Consider the following 17606-nt stretch of genomic DNA (forward strand, 5'->3'; position numbering starts at 1 on the left):
AAGATCCCTTACTTCTTCAGCGCGGCCCGCTCCGCCAGGGGCTCCCACCACGCGCGATTGTCCGTGTACCAGGCCACTGTCGCGGCCAGACCGTCCTCGAAGGACACGCGCGGAGCGTACCCCAGCTCACTGCTGATCTTCGTGATGTCCACCGAGTACCGGCGGTCGTGGCCCTTGCGGTCCTCGACCGGTTCGACGCTGTCCCAGCCGGCCCCCACGGCTTCGAGCAGCTTTTCCGTCAGCGCCCGGTTGGTCAGCTCGGTACCGCCGCCGATGTTGTAGATCTCGCCGGGCCGCCCGCCCTCGGCGACCAGCTGGATGCCGTGGCAGTGGTCGTCCACGTGCAGCCAGTCACGGACGTTCAGCCCGTCGCCGTAGAGCGGCACCTTCCGCCCGTCCAGCAGGTTGGTGACGAACAGCGGGATGACCTTCTCCGGGAACTGGTACGGACCGTAGTTGTTGGAACACCGGGTGACGCACACCGGCAGCCCGTGGGTGCGGAAGAACGACCGCGCCACCAGGTCGGACGACGCCTTCGACGCCGAGTACGGCGAGTTCGGCTCCAGCACGTGGTCTTCGGTCCACGAACCTTCCGCGATCGAGCCGTACACCTCGTCGGTGGACACGTGCACGAACTTGCCGACGCCCGCGTCGACGGCCGCCTGCAGCAGGTTCTGGGTGCCGAGCACGTTCGTCAGCACGAAGTCGGCGGAGCCGAGGATCGAGCGGTCCACATGCGACTCGGCGGCGAAGTGCACGACCAGGTCGACGCCCCGCATGACCTCGGTGACCAGCGCGGTGTCGCAGATGTCGCCGCGGACGAACCGCAGTCGCGGGTCGGCGGCGACCGGGGCCAGGTTGGCCTCGTTGCCGGCGTAGGTGAGCTTGTCCAGCACGACAACCTCGGCGTCACGCAGCGCCGGGTAGGCGCCGGTCAGCACCTGCCGGACGTAGTGCGACCCGATGAAGCCCGCACCACCGGTGACCAGGACCCGCATAACCCCGCCTTTCCTCGCGCCCCGGACGGGGCAATCCGCCCCCAGCCTACGGAGGTCCCACAACACCCTCAGTAGAGTCTCGGTGGAGGCACACTGGTGCCCTGGGGGAAGTACGGGGCTTCACAGGGGAGGAAGCGCGTGACCGAATGGCCTGCGCCGCCCATCCCGGCGCGCCGGGGCAGCGGCGCCGCGCTCGCCGCGCGGCGTGGCGGCAAGGTCGTCGTCTCGCTGCTGTCCGTCGCGATCCTGGCCCTGACCTGGTACGGCTGGCACTTCATCGGTGACCCGAACAGCGGCCTGACCACCACGAACGTCTTCGCCGACACCGAGGCGCACGCGAAGCCGCTCGACGGCGCGATCGACATCCTCCTGGTCGGCCAGGACAGCCGCACCGACGCGCAGGGCAACCCGCTGCCCCGCGAGGTGCTGGACATGCTGCACGCCGGCGTCTCCGACGGCGAGCTGAACACCGACACGATGATCCTCGTGCACATCCCCCAGAACGGGAAGCGCGCGATCGCGATCTCGTTTCCCCGCGACTCCTGGGTGGAGCTGGCCGGCGGCTACGGCAAGCACAAGCTCAACAGCGCGTTTGTCTACGCGTACACGGACACTTACAAAACGTTGCAGCGCCAGGGCATGACCGACCTGAAGCAGGCCGATCAGGAGGCGAAGGTCGCCGGGCGCAAGAACCTGATCGCCACGATCGAGAAGTTCATCGGCAAGCCGGGCATGATCGACCGCTACGCCGAGGTCAACCTGGCGAGCTTCTACGAGATCACCAAGTCGATCGGCGGCGTCGAGGTCTGTCTCAACGGACCGGTCAAGGAAGTGAAGTCCGGCGTGGACCTGCCGGGCGGGCGCCAGACCATCGAAGGCGTGCAGGCGCTCGCGTTCGTCCGCCAGCGCTACGGCCTGCCCAACTACGACCTCGACCGGATCGCCCGCCAGCAGGCGTTCCTGTCCGGGCTGGCCCGCAAGGTGATCTCGACCGACGTGCTGACCAGCCCGGGGAAGATCGCCGACCTCGTGGGCGCGGTGAAGAAGTCCGTCGTGCTGTCGCAGGGCTGGGACCTGACCGAGTTCGCCGAGCAGATGCGCGGCCTGACCGGCGGCAACATCGAGTTCCAGACCATCCCGACGCTGGGCAACGCGGTGATCGGCGGCGCGGACGTGCTTCGCGTCGACCAGGCGGCGGTGGCGGCGGAGGTCGCGCGGCTGACGTCGGACGGCGACACCCCCGCGACGCCGACGTCGACGCAGCTGCCGGGCGCGAAGGCCGTCACGGTGGAGCTGTTCGACGGCACGGGTTCGGCGGCGCTGGCCGGTCAGACGCACGCGGCGCTGCAGAGCAAGGGCTTCACGCTGGCCGCGGACCAGAAGCTGAGCACCCGCACCACGACGGTCGTCCGGTACAACCCGGCCGACGACACCGCGCTGGCGCTCGTCAAGCAAGCGCTGGGCACGACGGTCCAGGCCGAGCCGGACCGGGACGTCACCGCCGGGCACGTGCGCGTGCTGCTCGGCAAGGACTTCCGGAACTCCGCCGCCGCACCCGGTGGCGCGCCGACGTCGACGGCCGCGAAGCCGCCGGCGTCCACTGCGACACCCACCACCCCCGCCGCGCCGCCGATCACGGCGGGCGACGTCCCCTGCGTCAACTAGACTGCGTACGCAGGGTGGTCGGGGGAGGAAGTCCAGGGTGGAAGACGAGCAGGAAAAGCCGGAGGCGGCCGCCGAGCCGGTGACGCAGAGCGACGAGTGGAAGCCGTCGCCGTTCCCACGGACGGCTCCCGCTCCGGCGCCGTCACGCGTGCGACGAGCCGGCCGCGTGACCCGCCGGGTCGCGCTCGGCCTGGTGTCGCTGCTCGCGCTCGGCGCGAGTGGCTACGCGTACGTGACGAAGGACCAGCTGCAGAGCACCGTCCCGACGACCGACGCGCTGACCCCGCGCGCCGGCGAGCCCGCCCCGCCTCCGGCGGACGACGGCGCCGACGACATCCTCTTGGTCGGCAGCGACGCGCGCACGGACGCCCAGGGCAACCCCCTCCCGGCGCGGCTCCTGCGGCAGCTGCGCACGGAGGCCAACAACGGCGCGGTGAACACCGACACGGTGATCGTCCTGCGCGTCCCGAAGAACGGCGCCAAGCCGTCGGCGATCTCGATCCCGCGCGACACGTGGACCGACATCCCAGGCCGCGGCCCGGCGAAGATCAACTCGGCGTACGGCATCGCGAAAGCGCACTTCGCGCAGGAGCTGCGTGGCCAGGGCGAGCGCGACCAGGCGAAGATCGAGCGTGATTCGGACACCGAGGGCCGCCGGGTGCTCGTGCAGACGGTCCAGGACCTGACGCAGGTGCGGATCGACCACTACGCCGAGATCAACCTGCTGGGCTTCTACCTGCTGACCGAGGCCCTCGGCGGCGTGAAGGTCTGCCTGAACCACGCGACGGAGGACAAGGACTCGGGCGCGAACTTCCCCCGCGGCGAGCAAACGGTCTCGGGCGGCGAGGCGTTGTCGTTCGTCCGCCAGCGCAAGAACCTCCCCCGCGGCGACCTGGACCGGATCGTGCGCCAGCAGGCGTTCCTGTCCTCGGCCCTGCACCAGGTGCTGTCGGCGGGCACGCTCACCAGCCCGGGGACGTTGAACGGCCTGACGGACGCGGCACACCGGGCACTGACGATCGACCCGGGCCTCGACCTGCTGCAGTTCGCGCAGCAGGCGAAGGGGATCGCGTCCGGGGACCTGGCGTTCGCGACGATCCCGGTGATCACCGCGAACGGGCGGAGCGCGGACGGCCAGAGCATCGTGGAGATCGACCCGAAGGCGGTCCGCGAGTACGTGGCCGGCCTGGCCGGCCGCACCCCCGCTCCCGCACCCCCGTCCGGCGGAGGCTCAGGCGCCGGCTCCGCCCTCCCCCTCGCCCCCGCCGGCTCCGCCCCCGCCGCGGCCCCGCTCCCCCAAGCCTCCCCCGGCGTCCCCTGCGTCAACTGACCCCGGCGGCACTTTCATGACGAAAGTGCCGCCACCTCACAAGAACTTCACGCGGCACTTTCATGACGAAAGTGCCGCTACCTCACACGAACCTCATGCCGCTTTCACGTGAAAGTGGCGCCCGGGTGTCAGGCGAAGTCGGTGCGGTGGTCCTCCGCCCACTGCCGGAACGTCCTCGGGGCGCGGCCGGTCACCTCGCGGACCACGTCCGTCACCAGCGACGGCTCCCGCAATGTCCGCTCCCACACCCGCAAGACGTCCGGCGGCACCTCGGGCGGGAAGCCTGACGCGACCATCCGCTCGGCCGCCTGCTCCGCCGTCAGCTCTTCGACCCGCAACGGCCGCCCGAGGACGTCCGCCAGGATCGCGGCCTGCTCGCGGAACGAGATCGGCTCCGGGCCCGTCAGCGCGAGCGCTTCGCCGGCGTGCGAGCGGTCGATCAGGATCCGGGCCGCGACCGCCGCGATGTCGCGCTCGTGGATGGCGCCGATCTTCGAGTCCGGGTACGCCGTGCGGACCACGCCCTCCGCGATGTCCGCGCGCCAGCCCAGGGCGTTCGTCGCGAACGCGCCCGGGTTGAGCACCGTCGAGGCGAACGGCGCCGCCGCCAGCGCCTCTTCCGCCGCGCGGTGCAGCCGCGCGATCCGGCCCTCCGCCGACTGCGGTTCGAGCGTCGCCGACGACGACAGCAGGACGACGTGCCGCACGCCCGCCGCCTCAGCCGCCTTCACGAATCCCTCGATGCCCTGCGGCCGCGTGTACAGGAAGACCGCGGACACCCCCGCCACCGCGGCGTCCAGCGTCGACGCGTCTTCGAGGTCCGCGCTCACCTTCGCGACGCCGTCCGGAACGTCGAGCGTGGTCGCGTCCCTGCTCGCCGCACGTACGTCTTGACCTGCGGAAACAAGCTCTTCGAGCACCGCTCGGCCGACGTTGCCGCGAGCCCCGGTGACGAGAATGGTCATGAGTGAACCCCAGTTCCCAGATAGCTTTGCTTGCAAAGCAAAGCTACTCAGGCCCGCGATCCGGTGTCAACCGGCGAGGTCTCTGGTCCGCGCCTTAGCCTTGTCCGCATGAGCCTGACCGACGAGCTGCTGCGCCCGCTGCTGGCCTCGCCCGCCCGACCGTTGATCACCCACTACGACGACCAGCTCGGCAGCCGCGTCGAGCTGTCCGTGGCGACCACCGCCAACTGGGCCGCGAAGACGGCCAACTGGCTGACCGAAGAGTTCGACGTAGAGCCGGGCGACGCGGTGGCCGTGCAGCTCCCGGCGCACTGGCAGACCGTCGGCGTGCTGCTCGGGGCGTGGTGGTGCGGGGCGCGCGTGGTGACCGAGGGCGCCGGCGCGCGGGTGGCGTTCGTCGGGCCGGACGACCCGGAGCCGACCGGCGCGACCTCGACCGCCGTCGTCACGCTCGACCCGATGGGCCGCGGCCTGTCCGAACCGCCGGGCGGCGGCGCGTTCGACTACCTGACGGAGTCACGGATGGCGGGCGACCAGTACCGCCCGCTCTTCCCGATCCCCGGCGACACGGCGGCACTCTTCGACTCCACTGTGGACGAAGTGCTGGCCGAAGCCCGCGCCCGTGCGGCGAAACTGGGCCTCGGTCACGACGACCGCGTGCTGTCCACAAGGGACTGGGACGGGCCGGAGGGCATCCTCGACGGCTTCCTCGTCCCGCTCGCCGCCGGCGCCCACCTCGTCCACGTCAGCAACGCGGACGAGGCGAAACTGGGGGCCCGCCGTGACGCCGAGCGCACCACGGCGGACCTCCCGGCTTAAGCGTTCTGCAGTTCCCCGGCTTCGACGCGGCGGGCGCGCTTGCGGCCCCACAGCAGGTGGTCCAGCGAAAGCCGCCCGCCGTTGAAGCCGAGGGCGAGCCCGGCCAGCGCCAGCACCAGGACGAGCTCGTAGCCGCCCTGCCCGGTCAGGCCGTTGTCGATGTGCACCGACAGCAGCGCGCCGACCGAGATCACGACGTACCCGATGCCGACCAGCGGCAGCAGGAAACCCGCGATGAACGCGACGGACCCGAGGATTTCGACGGTCATCGCGAAGACCGCGGCGGCGGTGGGCAGCGGGATGCCCGTCATCTCGAAAACTTCGCCGTGCCGTCGATGCCGTTGTTCCACTTCTGGATGCCGTGCGCCAGGAAGACGACCGCGACGCCGATCCTCCCCAGCAACAGGGCCACGTCCTTGAATCGTCCGAACATCGGTTTCAGCTCCCCGGTGGGTGAATTTTCAACTGACCCGCCCCAAGTTAGGGGTCCGGAAGTCCCGTTCGAAGCTCCGGAGGGTGATCGACAGGGAACCGACAGGGAGCAGAAAAGCGGTTGGCCACGGCGCCGACGAGCGCTATCTTCGCCCTGACCTGCGCCGACGACCGCGAGGAGACCCCGATGCGCCGACAGACCGTCCGACCCGGCCTGTCACCCGCATCACAAAGGACTCCTCACGACCGTGAAAACCCTGAACATCGGCATTCTCGCGCACGTCGACGCCGGTAAGACCAGCCTGACCGAGCGCCTGCTGTTCGACGCGGGCGTCCTCGACCACCTAGGCAGCGTCGACCGGGGTGACACCCAGACCGACTCGCTCGAGCTCGAACGCCGCCGTGGCATCACCATCCGGTCCGCGGTGGCGTCCTTCGTGACCGGCGGCACCCGGATCACCCTGATCGACACCCCGGGCCACTCGGACTTCATCGCCGAGGTCGAGCGTGCCCTGCGGGTGCTCGACGGCGCCGTCCTCGTGGTGTCCGCCGTCGAGGGCGTCCAAGCCCAGACCCGCGTGCTGATGCGCACGCTGCGCCGTCTCGCCATCCCGACCCTCATCTTCGTCAACAAGACTGACCGCGCCGGCGCCCGCGACCAGCTCGGCGACATCCGCGCCAAGCTGGCGCCACGGGCGTTCGCGCCGCACCAGACGTCACCCGACGAGCTGAGCGAGCTGCTGGCCGACGGCGACGACGCTTTCCTGAGGTCCTATGTGGACGACAACGTCGACGCCGCGGCCCGCCGCGCCGAGCTGGCCCGGCAGGTCGCCCGCGGCGCGCTGCACCCCGTGCTGTCCGGCTCGGCCATCACCGGCGACGGCGTCGCGGACCTGGTGACGACGATGGCCGAGCTGCTCCCGGCGACCGAGCGCACCGGCGACGGGCCGCTGGCCGCGACGGTGTTCAAGATCGACCGCGGCCGCGCCGGGGAGAAGATCGCCTACGCCCGGCTGTACTCCGGCACACTGGCCGCGCGGCAGCGGATTTCCTTCTACCGCGGCGAAACCGAGCTCACCGGCCGGGTCTCGGCGGTCGAAGTCGTCGGCGACGACGTCGCACTCGCCGGGGACGTCGCCCGCGTGCGCGGACTGCGCGAGGTCCGGATCGGCGACCGGCTCGGGTCACCCGGCGCCGCTCGCGACGGCGTGTTCGCGCCGCCGAGCCTCGAAACCGTCGTGCGGCCGGTCCGGCCCGAGCAGGCTGCCGCGCTGTTCACCGCGCTGACCCGGCTGTCCGAAGAGGACCCGTTGATCGACGTCCGCCGGTACGGCCACGACGTTTCGGTGCGGCTCTACGGCGAAGTGCAGAAGGAAGTGCTGCGCTCGATGCTCGCCGAGGGCGCCGGGATCGACGTCACCTTCGAGCGGACGCGCACGCTGTACGTCGAGAAGCCGGTCGCCCGCGGCGAGGCCGTCGAGGAGCTGGACCCGGAGCAGCGGCTGTACTTCTTCGCGACGGTCGGGCTGCGGGTGGAACCCGGGCCGGGAGTCGCGTTCGGGCTGTCGGTGGAGCTGGGTTCGCTGCCCCTGGCGTTCCACAAGGCGATCGAGGAGACCGTCCACCGGACGCTCGAACAGGGGCTGTACGGCTGGGAGGTGCTGGACATCGCCGTCACGCTGACGCACACGGCGTTCTTCAGCCCGCTCAGCGCCGCCGGCGACTTCCGCAAGATGACGCCGCTGGTGCTCATGGCGGCATTGAAGGTGGCCGGCACGCGGGTGCACGAGCCGATACACCGCTTCGAGCTGGAGGTCCCGGTGCCTGCCGTCAGCGCGGTGCTGCTCAAGCTGGCCGAGCTGCGGGCGGTCCCCGGCGAACCCGTCACCGGGACCGGGACCTGCACGCTGCACGGCACGATCCCGGCGGCGCACGTCCACGAGTTCGAGCAGGCACTGCCGGCACTCGGCCAGGGCGAGGGCGTGTTCCTCAGCGAGTTCTGCGAGTACCGGCCGTACCCGGGGCCGCCGCCGGTCCGCCCCCGGACCGGCGACAACCCGTTGGACCGCAAGGAATACCTGGCGCAGGTCGCCCGGCGTTAGCGCTTGTGGGCCCAGGCCGCGCCGAAGCAGTACGCACCGAACGCGGCGAGGCCGAGCGCCACCACGGTCAGCAGCACGACGCCGAAGGGCTGGGCGGCGAGCGTCTTGAGCGCGGCGTCCAGCCCGCCGGCCTTGTTCGGGTCGGCCTGGAACCCGGCGATGGCGAGGAGGATCGCGACGATCGCGAAGACGACGCCCTTGGCGAGGTAGCCCGTGGCGCCGACCCAGCCGATCCAGCGCTTGGTCTTGCCCGGCAGCTCGCTCGTGTCGAGGTCTTCGAGGAACTTCTTCTTGAACCCCTTCACCCCGGCGGCGATCGCGACGCCGAGCACGCACGCCGCGGCGACGACCACCAGTGCCGGCCCGGCCGGCAGCTTCAGCAGCTCGGCGGTGAACTCCTGCTGGCTCTGGTTGTTCGAGCCGCCACCTCCGCTGCCGGTGGCGATCCGGACGGCGGTGAAGCCGAGCACGAGCACGGCGACCCCGCGCGCCGCGGCGCCGATCCGCTTGCGCGTCCGCTTGCCGCCGCTGACCCAGGTGTAGCCCTTGGCCGCCATCAGGAACTGCCAGAGGCCGTAGGCGACGAGGCCGACGGCGATCACCCAGAGCAGAATCTGGCCGAACGCCGTCGAGCCGACCTGCTGCAGCGCTCCCTTCTGGTCCGCCTGCTCGCTGTCTCCGAAGGCGACCTGCAGCGCCAGGTAGGCGATGACGAGGTGCACGACGCCGTAGCACGCCATCCCGATCCTGCCGAGCAGCTGCACGGTGTCGCTCTTCTCGCCCCTTCGGGCGGTGGCCTCTGTCCGGTTCATGCCTGCTCTAGTACCCATTCCGACGCGCCATCGGCTGGGCCATGCGGCCTAATCACTTGCTGTGCCTGGGACGATCCCTGCGTGAACGCGCGACTGATCGGCTACTGGTCGGAGTCGGAGGTGCACCCCGGCTCGACCGAGTACACCGAGCTCGGCTTCCGCGCCGACGGGACGGGCTGGCAGTACTGGTCGAGCTGGAGCACGGAGTTCGTCGTCCACCGGTTCGACTGGCACACGCCGGCACCGGGACGGCTGGACCTGCGCCTGCGGCTGGAGATCGACGGCACGTGGGCGGCGGACGGCAGCCACCGCGTCGAACGCCGTGAGCACGTCGACACCCGCCTCGAACTCGCCTGGACGCTCGAGCCGGACCGCGGGCTGACCCTGGACCGCCCGCTCGACGACATGCTCGGCGGCACCCGGTTCCTGCCCGTCGAAGGCGGCGGGACGGACCCGACGCTGGCTTAGGCGGGGCGGCGCCGGACTTCGCCGAGGCCGGTCCAGCCGCCGTTGACGGCGAGCAGCGTCAGGATCTGCTCGGCCTGTTCGGCGAACCGCGCGAGGTCGTCGTGCAGCAGGGCGGCGCGGTCGCCGTCGAGCTGGTCGACGTCGTCGAACCAGAGCGAAATCACCGAGCCCGCCGTAACGGCGAGCCCCTGCGTCAGGCGCAGGAAGCCGTCCGACGGCTCATCGGCGTCCGCGCGGTACGCGGTTTCGATCTCGTCGCACGCGGCGAGCAGGTCCCGCAGCTGACGCACGGCACCGGCCGGCGTCCCGTCCCAGGCGGCCGTCGGCCACGCCCGGTCGGACAGCTCGAGCCACAGCCGCCAGCCGGCGACCAGCTCGGCTTCGTCGTGGGGCGTCCAGGACGCCGGAACCGGCCAGTACATGCTTCGAGGGTGACACCGCCGGAGCGGAAATCCGCCCCGGCGGTGGGTTATGTCTCATGTGGCGAAACTCAGCTGATCACGGGCGGCACCGGCACGCACGGCGGCGTCTTGGCGTGCGCGGGGTCGAGCGCGTTGAGCACCAGCCCCTGGGCGACGGGGTCGTAGGTGATGCCGAGGTGGTCGGTGAAGTCGAGCCCGCAGACGTTCTGCAGCAGGATGTTCTTGACGTTCGGTTTCGCCGGCAGGAACGCGCTCGTGTACGGCGTCACGACGTCGTCGTAGCGGGTCTGGATCACGGTGTACTGGATGCCGTCGACGGTTTCCCCACCGGCGTTGAGGTCGGTGAGGAAGTCGGACCCGACGGCTTGTTCGTTGCACGCCTGGCAGACGGTCCCGAGCGCGGCGGGCACGCCGGGGATCCGCTCGAGCGTGCTGAGCAGGCCGAAGAGGTCGGTCCCGTGGTTCGAGGGGGACAGCCCGACAAGCCGGCTGATCTTGTCCGCGCCGCCGAGGTACTTGATCCAGTACCGGACGTTCATCCCGCCCTGCGAGTGCCCGACGACGTCGAGCTTGCCGGCACCGGTGGCTTGCAGGACCTTGTCCCCGAAGGCAGCAAGCGCTTTCGTGGTGTCGGCGACCGGCCCGACGGTCTGCAGGAAGGAGCCGGGCGCCCCGCCGAAGTTCCCGGCGAAGACGCAGTACCCGGCGTTGGCGAGCTTCTGCGAGAGGTTGGCCCAGTTTTCGTAGGCGTTGGCGGTGGTCCCGTTGGAGAGCAGCACGGGATTGGGGTGCTTTTCGGAGGGCTTGCAGTTCCAGTCGTTCGCCCCGGGCGGCGCGATGGTGGGCGCCCCCAGCGAGTAGAGCGCGGCCGTGAGGATGTTCGGCTGCACGGGCCCGGTCGGTTCTCGTTCCGCGGCCTGCGCGGCCCCGGCCCCCAGCGTGAGCGCCACCGCCGCGGCCAGAGCCGCGGTCAGCCACCTGCGCGTCATACCCATCCCGTTCACCTCTCTGTGAAGGATGGTGATCCACGTCACCGACTGGTTAACGCGCGGGTAACTTGTCCGGACACTCCCCCTGGTGAGTGATTTTTCGACACAGCGAAAACCCCCGGCACCACGTGGGTACCGGGGGCGTCGTTCGTGCGGGGATCAGCCCTTGAGCAGGGCGCGGGCCATGACGACCTTCTGGATCTGGTTCGTGCCTTCGTAGATCTGCGTGATCTTCGCGTCGCGCATCATGCGCTCCACCGGGAAGTCGCGGGTGTAGCCGGCGCCGCCGAAGAGCTGGACGGCGTCCGTCGTGACCTCCATCGCGATGTCCGACGCGTACGCCTTCGCCGCCGAGGCCATGAAGCCCGCGCGCTTGTCGCCGCGCTCGGTGGCCGCCGCGGAGGCGTAGACCAGGTGGCGGGCCGCTTCGATCTTGGTGCCCATGTCGGCCAGCATGAACTGGATGCCCTGGAACTCCGCGATCGCCTTGCCGAACTGGCGGCGGTCCTTCACGTACGCCACGGCCGCGTCGAGGGCGCCCTGGGCGATGCCCAGTGCCTGGGCGCCGATCGTCGGGCGGGTGTGGTCGAGGGTGCGCAGCGCCGTCTTCAGGCCGGAGCCGGGCTCGCCGATGATGCGGTCCTCGGGGATCGTGCAGTTCTCGAAGTAGATCTCGCGGGTCGGGGAACCCTTGATGCCGAGCTTCTTCTCCTTCGGGCCCACCGAGAAGCCCGGGTCGTCCTTGTGCACGACGAACGCCGAGATGCCGTTGGCCTTCTTCTCCGCGTCCGGGTCGGTCACGGCCATCACCGTGTACCAGGAGGACTCGCCCGCGTTCGTGATCCAGCACTTGGTGCCGTTGAGCACCCAGTGGTCGCCGTCGAGCCGGGCGCGCGTGCGCATCGACGCGGTGTCCGAGCCCGCTTCGCGCTCCGAAAGCGCGTACGACGCCGAAGCCTCGCCCGACGCGATCGAGGGCAGCACCAGCTTCTTCACGCTCTCCGAACCGGACAGGATGATCGGCTGCGTGCCGAGCTTGTTCACGGCCGGGATCAGCGACGCCGACGCGTCGACCCGCGCGACCTCTTCGATCACGATGCACGCGCCGATGGCGTCCGCACCCTGGCCGTCGTACTCCTCGCCGATGTGGACGGCGTTGAAGCCCGACTTGACGAGCGCGTTGTACGCCTCGATCGGGTAGCGCTCGTTCTCGTCGACCTCGGCCGCGTAGGGCGCGATCTCCTTCTCGGCCAGGGCCCGGACCGCGGCCCGCAGCTCCTCGTGCTCCTCGGCAAGCTGGTACAGGCCGTCGGTCACTTCGGGTCACCTTCTCTGCAACGTCGGAAGAGTTCTGTCGATGTTAGCGCTCGTTCACAAGCGGCGGCGCCCTCGTCCTTGTGTCGTTGACCGCACAATTCGTAAGGTCGAGTGATGCCGCTCACCGCGCCGACGACGCCGCCCGGTTTGCCCGCCTCCCTCGACTACCCCGAAGTCCCCGTCGGTTCGATCCTCGCCGCGGGCGCCGCCCGCTGGGGCGACCGGATCGCCTTCGAACACGACGGCCGGAGCCTGACCTTCACCGAGACCCACCGCGCGGCCTGCCGGTTCGCGCACGCGCTGCGGGCCCGCGGCATCGGCCGCGGCGACGTCGTGGCGCTGCACCTGCCGAACTGCCTCGCCTTCCCGGTCGCCTACTACGGCACGCTGCTGGCCGGGGCCACCTTCAGCCCGGCCAACCCGCTGCTCCCGCCGGGTGACCTCGCCTTCCAGCTCACCGACTGCGAGGCCGCGGCCGTGGTGACGTTCGGCCCGGTCTCGGGCGCGCTCGCGAGCGTCGCCGACCGGATCCCGGCCCGGCTGACGATCGTCGTGAACCCCACCGCCGACCTGCCCGCCGGCGCCGTCGAGTTCGAGGCGTTCCACGCCGGGCAGCCGGAGACGCGCCCTTCGGTGGACACCGACGTCCACGAAGACCTCGCGCACCTCGCCTACACCGGCGGCACCACCGGCCGCTCGAAGGGCGTGCGGCTCACTCACCGCAACGTCGTGGTCAACACCCTCCAGCACGCGTGCTGGGGCACCGGCTCGGTGCCGGCGCTCGACGAGCACGGCGACGTCACGATCGACCAGATCGGCAGCGAGGACGAGTGGCCGTCCCGGCTCGGCACCGGCGTCGCGATCAACCTGACCCCCTGGTTCCACGCGATGGGCATCATCGGCGGACTGAACGCGGCCGTCCTCGCCGGCACCACGACCGTGCTCCACGCGCGTTTCGACCCGGCCGCCTACATCGCCGACGCCGAACGGCTGCGGATCACCGGCATCGGCGGCGCGCCCGCGTTGTTCGCCGCGCTGCTCGCGACGCCCGCCTTCCGGACCGCGGACCTGTCGTCCGTGAAGTCGATCGGCTCCGGCGCGGCCCCGATGAACCACGCGATGATCAACGCGTTGCGTGAGCGGTTCCCCGGCGTGGTCGTGGCCGAGGGGTACGGCCTCACCGAAGCGACCATGGGCGCGGTCATTTCCCCGACGTATCGCTCGGGCACGCGCAAGGTCGGCTCGGTGGGCGTGCCGATCTTCGACACGGAGGTCAAGATCGTCCCGGCCGAGGGCGGCGAGGATCCGCTCCCCGCGGGCGAGAAGGGCGAAGTCTGCCTCCGCGGCCCGCAGATCATGCGGGGCTACCGCAACCGCCCGGAGGAAACGGCGCAGGCGCTGGTCGACGGCTGGCTCCACACGGGCGACATCGGCATCCTCGACGCCGACGGCTACCTGTCCATCGTGGACCGCAAGAAGGACATGCTGCTGTACAAGGGCTACAACGTCTTCCCGCGCGAGCTCGAGGAACTGCTGGTGACCATGCCCGGCGTGGCGGCGGCCGCGGTCGTCGGCCGGCCGGACGACGAGGTCGGCGAGCTGCCGGTGGCGTTCGTGGTGCCGCGCGGGCCGCTGGACGGGGCCGAGCTGATGGCCGCGGTCAACGAGAAGGTGCTGCCCTACAAGCGGTTGCGGGAGGTGCACGTGGTCGAGCAGATCCCGGTGTCCGCGGCGGGGAAGGTCCTCAAGCGCGAACTGCGTCAGCAGCTGACCGGCGAGCTACCCGGCTAACCGGTCGCCGGACAGGAGCGTCCCCGCCTGCTTGACGTGCTTGAGCAGCGGCGAGACCTCCATGCTCTGCAACCCGGGCAGCGAACCGATCCGGTCGGAGGTGAACTCGAACAGTTCGTCGAGGTCCCGGCAGTGCGTGACGGCGTGGACGTTGTGCGGCCCGGAAACCGCGGCGGCGAAGGCGATCTCGGGCAGCTGCGCGAGCGTGCGCCCGACGTCCTTGACTGCCGACGGGTGCACGCGCAACCAGAGGTTCGCCCGTGCGTGGTAGCCGAGCGCCGCGGCCGCGATTTCGACGTCGATGTGGACGACGCGCGACCGGACCAGTGCCGCCAGGCGGCGTGCGGCGCGACCGGGCGTCAGGTCCGCGGCCGCGGCGAGGTCGACCAGTGCGGCGCGGCCGTCCGCGGCGAGGACCGCGAGCAGCTTCTCGTCCTCGGCCGTGAGGTGCACCGGCTCGCGGGCCACGACCGGGGCTTCGGTGAACGGTGCCCCGTCGCCCCCGAGCCGCGCTTCCTGCTCGGGGTCCAGGGTGCCCCGCAGCGCGGCCCAGTAGTGCCCGCGGCCGCCGACGAACTGGCGGAGCATCGCGGCCACGTGGATGTCGAGGACGGCCGCGGTCCGCGGCAACTGCTGGCCGAGCAGGTCGTCCCGCTGTTCCCGCGTCCGCGAACGCACCGCGAAGCCGATCTCGGAGCCGCCGGCGCACAGCCCCACCCAGCTGACGTCGTCCCGCTTCGCCAGTGCGTCGGCGATCGCCGCGACGCTGCCGGGCCGGCACCGCAGCCGCACCAGCCACTTGCTCTGCCCCAGCGCGCCCGGGTCGACGATGCCCGCGACCCGCAGGACCCCCTCGGCACGCAGCCGCCGGTAGCGCCGCGCGACGGCGTTCTCGGTGACGCCGAGCGCGGCCGCGATCGAGGCGAACGAGGCCCGCGGGGCGATCTGGAGCGCGCGGATGAGACGCACATCGTCGGGCTGCACAGCGAGGGATTCGGTCATCGACGCCTCCTCGATCGAGGCAATCCTACAAATCCCTGGTCCGGACGGGCGCGTTCGCCGGCCACGCGGACAGACTCGGGTCCACAGCCGACCGAAAGGGAACAGCCATGCAGACCGCCCTCATCATCGGCGCTTCGCGCGGACTCGGGCACGCGATCGCCGCCGAACTCGCCACCCGCGGCTGGCACGTCATCGGCACCGTCCGAGACCCGGCCGCGCGCACTCCCCTGCACGACCTGGCGGACGCCTCCGACGGCCGCGTCGAGGTCGAGCACCTCGACATCACCGAACCCGGGCAGCTCGGGCCCCTGCGCGAACGGCTCGCCGGCCGCCGGCTCGACGTGCTCTTCGTCAACGCGGGCACCACGAACAACCCGGCGACCCCGATCGGCGAGGTGCCGACCGCCGACTTCGTCGACGTCATGGTCACCAACGCGCTCAGCCCGATGCGCGTCATCGAGGCACTGCAGGACCTCGTGCCCACCGACGGCCTCATCGGCGCGATGTCGTCCGGCCAGGGCAGCATCACGAACAACGAAACCGGCTCACGCGAGGTCTACCGCGCCAGCAAGGCCGCGCTCAACATGCTCATGCGCAGTTTCGCCGCCCGCCAAGCCGACACCGGGCGCGCGCTGGTCCTCGTGGCTCCCGGCTGGATCCGCACGGCCCTCGGCGGACCGGAAGCGCCGTTCACGATGGCGGAAACCGTCCCGAAGGTGGTCGACGTCCTGCTCGCGAAGCGGGGCCGCCCCGGCCTCGAGTACCTGGACCGGGAGGGCAAGACCGTGCCGTGGTGACCCGCTAGTGGCCGGTCTTCGCGCGCAGGGCCGCGTCCTTGTCCAGGACCAGCTTCTCCAGGTCCTGCTGGAACTTCGCCATCTTCGAGCGCAGGCCCTCGTCGGACGCCGCCAGGATGCGGACCGCCAGCAGGCCCGCGTTGCGGGCGCCGCCCACGGAGACCGTGGCCACCGGGACGCCGGCCGGCATCTGGACGATCGAGAGGAGGGAGTCCATGCCGTCCAGGTACTTCAGCGGGACCGGGACGCCGATCACCGGGAGGACCGTCGCCGAGGCGACCATGCCCGGCAGGTGGGCCGCGCCGCCCGCGCCCGCGATGATCACGCGGATGCCGCGGGCCACCGCCGACGTCGCGTAGTCCAGCATGCGCTGCGGGGTCCGGTGCGCCGAGTAGACGCCGACCTCGTACTCGACGCCGAACTCGTCCAGCGCCGCCCCGGCCGCCTCCAGCGTCGGCCAGTCCGAGTCGCTGCCCATGATCACGCCCACCTGCGGCGCCATACCTGATCTCCTAGTGGATTTCGTAGCCGTCGAGCCAGACGGCGTGGGACAGCCAGTGCGCCGACAGCAGCGCGCGGTTGCGCAGGTCCTCCATGCGCTCGCCGGTGAAGTTGACGTGGCCGAGCTTGCGCCCCGGGCGCTCCTGCTTGCCGTACAGGTGCACGCGGACCTCCGGGTACCGCGCGAACAGGTGGTGCAGCCGCTCGTCCGGGCCCATTTCGGGCAGCTCCGGCGCACCCAGCACGTTCGCCATCACGCACGCCGGCGCGACCAGGTCCGTGCGGCCCAGCGGGTAGTCGAGGACCGCGCGCAGGTGCTGCTCGAACTGGGACGTGCGCGAGCCGTCCATGGTCCAGTGGCCGGAGTTGTGCGGCCGCATCGCCAGCTCGTTCACCAGCAGGCCGGTGTCCGTCTCGAACAGCTCCACCGCCAGCAGGCCGGTGACGTCCAGCGTGGACGCCACCCGCAGCGCCAGGTCCTGCGCCTCGTGCACCCGCGAGTCGGACAGCCCGGGCGCGGGAGCGAGCACCTCGGTGTTGATGCCGCCCTGCTGGACCGTCTCGACCACCGGGTACGCCGCGCCCTGGCCGAAGGGCGAACGGGCGACGAGCGCGGCCAGCTCCCGCCGCATCGCCACCTTCTCCTCGACCAGCAGCGCCGTGCCCGCTTCGAGCAGCTCCGGCACGGTCTCGCGGGCGTGCCGCGCGGTGTCCAGCATCCAGACGCCGCGGCCGTCGTACCCACCGGTCGACGCCTTGAGCACCACCGGCCAGCCGTGCTCGCCGCCGAACTTCACCACGTCGTCCACAGTGGACACTTCGGCGAAGGCCGGGCCCGGCACGCCGAGGCCCGCCATCATCTCGCGCATCACCAGCTTGTTCTGCGCGAAGCCCAGCGCCGACGGCGCCGGCCGGATGACGAAGCCCTCCATCGCCAGCGTCAGCAGGTGCTCGCCCGGCACGTGCTCGTGGTCGAAGGTGAGCACGTCGACCGAGGCCGCGAACTTCCGCAGCGCGTCGAGGTCCGTGTGGTGCCCGAGGGTGACGTCGCCCGCGACGAGCCCCGCGGCTTCGTTCTCCCCCGCCGCGAGCACGCGCAGGGACTGACCGAGGGAAATCGCCGCCTGGTGGGTCATCCGGGCCAACTGGCCGCCGCCCACCATGCCCACGACGGGCAGACCGGTGTGTTTGTCCAT

16 protein-coding genes and 1 pseudogene are annotated in these 17606 nt (G+C 71.1%); 7 read left to right on the forward strand and 10 right to left on the reverse strand.

What is annotated here, in order from left to right; translation table 11 throughout:
* Positions 1-8: 8 nt before the first annotated feature.
* A complete protein-coding gene (gene rfbB / locus SD460_RS01085) occupies positions 9-998 on the reverse strand; it encodes a dTDP-glucose 4,6-dehydratase (protein ID WP_290062691.1) in 990 nt (329 codons plus the stop codon).
* Positions 999-1136: 138 nt separating this feature from the next.
* Between rfbB and SD460_RS01090 the strand changes: the two genes are divergently transcribed.
* Positions 1137-2663: an LCP family protein gene (locus SD460_RS01090; RefSeq protein ID WP_318305832.1), complete on the forward strand. Its 1527-nt coding sequence runs from the start codon at positions 1137-1139 to the stop codon at positions 2661-2663.
* A 37-nt stretch (positions 2664-2700) separates the two neighbouring features.
* Positions 2701-3993, forward strand: a complete 1293-nt coding sequence (locus SD460_RS01095; protein ID WP_318305833.1) for an LCP family protein — start codon at positions 2701-2703, stop codon at positions 3991-3993.
* Between the two features lie 128 nt (positions 3994-4121).
* Here SD460_RS01095 and SD460_RS01100 read toward each other — a convergent pair whose 3' ends face one another.
* Complete coding sequence (locus SD460_RS01100; RefSeq protein ID WP_290059602.1) at positions 4122-4958, reverse strand: NAD(P)H-binding protein; 837 nt, start codon at positions 4956-4958, stop codon at positions 4122-4124.
* Between the two features lie 108 nt (positions 4959-5066).
* On the opposite strand from SD460_RS01100, the gene SD460_RS01105 reads away from it, so the two are divergent.
* Positions 5067-5777, forward strand: a complete 711-nt coding sequence (locus SD460_RS01105; protein ID WP_290059603.1) for a TIGR03089 family protein — start codon at positions 5067-5069, stop codon at positions 5775-5777.
* On the opposite strand, the pseudogene SD460_RS01110 reads toward SD460_RS01105, so the two are convergent.
* Positions 5774-6210, reverse strand: a pseudogene (locus SD460_RS01110) (DoxX family protein). The gene SD460_RS01105 and the pseudogene SD460_RS01110 overlap by 4 nt on opposite strands.
* A gap of 247 nt (positions 6211-6457) precedes the next feature.
* On the opposite strand from SD460_RS01110, the gene SD460_RS01115 reads away from it, so the two are divergent.
* Entirely contained in the window at positions 6458-8311 is a 1854-nt protein-coding gene (locus tag SD460_RS01115; RefSeq protein ID WP_318305834.1) for a GTP-binding protein, read from the forward strand.
* On the opposite strand, the gene SD460_RS01120 is transcribed toward SD460_RS01115, so the two are convergent.
* Positions 8308-9123 (reverse strand): DUF1206 domain-containing protein, encoded by an 816-nt coding sequence (locus SD460_RS01120; protein ID WP_290059607.1) that lies wholly within the window; start codon positions 9121-9123, stop codon positions 8308-8310. The two genes, SD460_RS01115 and SD460_RS01120, sit on opposite strands and share 4 nt — an antisense overlap.
* Before the next feature lie 81 nt (positions 9124-9204).
* On the opposite strand from SD460_RS01120, the gene SD460_RS01125 reads away from it, so the two are divergent.
* Positions 9205-9591, forward strand: a complete 387-nt coding sequence (locus SD460_RS01125; RefSeq protein WP_290059610.1) for a hypothetical protein — start codon at positions 9205-9207, stop codon at positions 9589-9591.
* Here the strand turns inward: SD460_RS01125 and SD460_RS01130 are convergent.
* From SD460_RS01130 to SD460_RS01140, 3 genes are all read right to left on the reverse strand, one after another.
* Positions 9588-10013 (reverse strand): hypothetical protein, encoded by a 426-nt coding sequence (locus tag SD460_RS01130; RefSeq protein ID WP_290059613.1) that lies wholly within the window; start codon positions 10011-10013, stop codon positions 9588-9590. The two genes, SD460_RS01125 and SD460_RS01130, sit on opposite strands and share 4 nt — an antisense overlap.
* Positions 10014-10081: 68 nt before the next feature.
* Positions 10082-11002 carry an esterase/lipase family protein gene (locus SD460_RS01135; protein ID WP_290059615.1) on the reverse strand — a complete coding sequence of 307 codons (921 nt, stop codon included), beginning with the start codon at positions 11000-11002 and terminating at the stop codon, positions 10082-10084.
* A gap of 159 nt (positions 11003-11161) precedes the next feature.
* The gene (locus SD460_RS01140; protein ID WP_290059617.1) at positions 11162-12319 is read right to left on the reverse strand and encodes an acyl-CoA dehydrogenase family protein; all 1158 of its coding nucleotides are present in this window, start codon (positions 12317-12319) and stop codon (positions 11162-11164) included.
* 114 nt (positions 12320-12433) lie between these two features.
* Here SD460_RS01140 and SD460_RS01145 point away from each other — a divergent pair, with 114 nt between their 5' ends.
* Positions 12434-14110: a class I adenylate-forming enzyme family protein gene (locus SD460_RS01145; RefSeq protein WP_290059620.1), complete on the forward strand. Its 1677-nt coding sequence runs from the start codon at positions 12434-12436 to the stop codon at positions 14108-14110.
* Here SD460_RS01145 and SD460_RS01150 read toward each other — a convergent pair.
* Positions 14099-15112 carry an Lrp/AsnC family transcriptional regulator gene (locus SD460_RS01150; RefSeq protein WP_318305836.1) on the reverse strand — a complete coding sequence of 338 codons (1014 nt, stop codon included), beginning with the start codon at positions 15110-15112 and terminating at the stop codon, positions 14099-14101. The two genes, SD460_RS01145 and SD460_RS01150, sit on opposite strands and share 12 nt — an antisense overlap.
* Positions 15113-15219: 107 nt before the next feature.
* Between SD460_RS01150 and SD460_RS01155 the strand changes: the two genes are divergently transcribed.
* The gene (locus SD460_RS01155) at positions 15220-15909 is read left to right on the forward strand and encodes an SDR family NAD(P)-dependent oxidoreductase (protein ID WP_290059624.1); all 690 of its coding nucleotides are present in this window, start codon (positions 15220-15222) and stop codon (positions 15907-15909) included.
* Between the two features lie 4 nt (positions 15910-15913).
* Here SD460_RS01155 and purE read toward each other — a convergent pair whose 3' ends face one another.
* Together purE and SD460_RS01165 are read right to left on the reverse strand one after the other, a co-directional pair.
* Positions 15914-16411, reverse strand: coding sequence for a 5-(carboxyamino)imidazole ribonucleotide mutase (purE, locus tag SD460_RS01160; RefSeq protein WP_086857853.1), 498 nt, complete (start codon positions 16409-16411; stop codon positions 15914-15916).
* Between the two features lie 10 nt (positions 16412-16421).
* The gene (locus SD460_RS01165; RefSeq protein ID WP_290059627.1) at positions 16422-17606 is read right to left on the reverse strand and encodes a 5-(carboxyamino)imidazole ribonucleotide synthase; all 1185 of its coding nucleotides are present in this window, start codon (positions 17604-17606) and stop codon (positions 16422-16424) included.

It is taken from the genome of Amycolatopsis solani, assembly GCF_033441515.1.
Classification (GTDB): domain Bacteria; phylum Actinomycetota; class Actinomycetes; order Mycobacteriales; family Pseudonocardiaceae; genus Amycolatopsis; species Amycolatopsis solani.

Excerpts from the sequence above, each read along its gene's own strand:
- SD460_RS01120 (WP_290059607.1), bottom strand. The coding sequence starts at position 9,123 with ATGAACCGGACAGAGGCCACCGCCCGAAGGGGCGAGAAGAGCGACACC.
- SD460_RS01130 (WP_290059613.1), bottom strand. The coding sequence starts at position 10,013 with ATGTACTGGCCGGTTCCGGCGTCCTGGACGCCCCACGACGAAGCCGAG.
- SD460_RS01100 (WP_290059602.1), bottom strand. The coding sequence starts at position 4,958 with ATGACCATTCTCGTCACCGGGGCTCGCGGCAACGTCGGCCGAGCGGTG.
- SD460_RS01135 (WP_290059615.1), bottom strand. The coding sequence starts at position 11,002 with ATGACGCGCAGGTGGCTGACCGCGGCTCTGGCCGCGGCGGTGGCGCTC.
- SD460_RS01150 (WP_318305836.1), bottom strand. The coding sequence starts at position 15,112 with ATGACCGAATCCCTCGCTGTGCAGCCCGACGATGTGCGTCTCATCCGC.
- purE (WP_086857853.1), bottom strand. The coding sequence starts at position 16,411 with ATGGCGCCGCAGGTGGGCGTGATCATGGGCAGCGACTCGGACTGGCCG.
- SD460_RS01145 (WP_290059620.1), top strand. The coding sequence starts at position 12,434 with ATGCCGCTCACCGCGCCGACGACGCCGCCCGGTTTGCCCGCCTCCCTC.
- SD460_RS01105 (WP_290059603.1), top strand. The coding sequence starts at position 5,067 with ATGAGCCTGACCGACGAGCTGCTGCGCCCGCTGCTGGCCTCGCCCGCC.
- SD460_RS01155 (WP_290059624.1), top strand. The coding sequence starts at position 15,220 with ATGCAGACCGCCCTCATCATCGGCGCTTCGCGCGGACTCGGGCACGCG.
- SD460_RS01165 (WP_290059627.1), bottom strand. The coding sequence starts at position 17,606 with ATGGACAAACACACCGGTCTGCCCGTCGTGGGCATGGTGGGCGGCGGC.
- rfbB (WP_290062691.1), bottom strand. The coding sequence starts at position 998 with ATGCGGGTCCTGGTCACCGGTGGTGCGGGCTTCATCGGGTCGCACTAC.